At 66.5% G+C, this 881-nt stretch carries 1 protein-coding gene; it reads right to left on the reverse strand.

Annotated features, from left to right (window positions below; translation table 11 throughout):
* Positions 1 to 881: IS256 family transposase (locus HKD40_RS17635; RefSeq protein ID WP_248306130.1), on the reverse strand; the 881-nt coding region annotated here is incomplete at both ends.

Below are 881 nucleotides of genomic sequence, written 5' to 3' on the forward strand. Positions count from 1 at the left end.
AGCTTGGGCACCCGCGGACGGATCTGGTCGGCAACGGCGCGCCATTGGGTGCTGGCGGCCTCCGGCGTCTCCTGAGCGAAGGCCGTGGCGATAAAGGCACTGGCCACGCGGCGACCGCTCTTGCCGGCATGGGCAAGGACGTTGCGCATGAAGTGGACTCGGCAGCGTTGCCATGTGGCACAAAGCACCTTGGTGACGGCCGCCTTGATGCCCTCATGGGCATCGGAGATCACCAGCTTCACGCCTCGCAGGCCGCGGCGGGTCAGCTTGCGCAGGAACTCGGTCCAGATCGCCTCGGCCTCCGAGGTGCCGATCTCCATGCCCAGCACCTCGCGCCGGCCATCCGCATTGACGCCCACCGCCATGATGGCTGCCACCGAGACGATGCGGCCGCCCCTGCGTACCTTGAGGTAAGTGGCGTCGATCCACAGGTAGGGCCAATCGCCCTCGATCGGCCGCTCGAGGAAGGCCTTCACCCGCCCATCGATCTCCTCGCAGAGCCGGCTGACCTGGCTCTTGGAGATGCCACTCATGCCCATGGCTTTGACCAGGTCGTCCACCGAACGGGTTGAGATGCCCTGGATGTACGCCTCCTGGATCACCGCGGTAAGAGCCTTCTCGGCCAGCCGCCGAGGTTCCAGAAAGCCCGGGAAGTAGCTGCCCTTGCGCAGCTTGGGGATGCGCAGCTCGACCGTGCCGGCCCGCGTCTCCCAGTCCCGCTCGCGGTAGCCATTGCGCTGGACCCGCCGCTCGGCGCTCTTTTCGCCATAGCCGGCCCCAGTGGCGGCACCCACTTCCATCTCCATCAGCCGTTCGGCAGCGAAGCCAATCATCTCACGCAGAATATCGGCGTCGGGGGTCTTCTCTACCAGCGTGCGCAG

The sequence above is a fragment of the Devosia sp. MC1541 genome (assembly GCF_012847305.1).
In the GTDB taxonomy this organism is placed as follows: Bacteria; Pseudomonadota; Alphaproteobacteria; order Rhizobiales; family Devosiaceae; genus Devosia.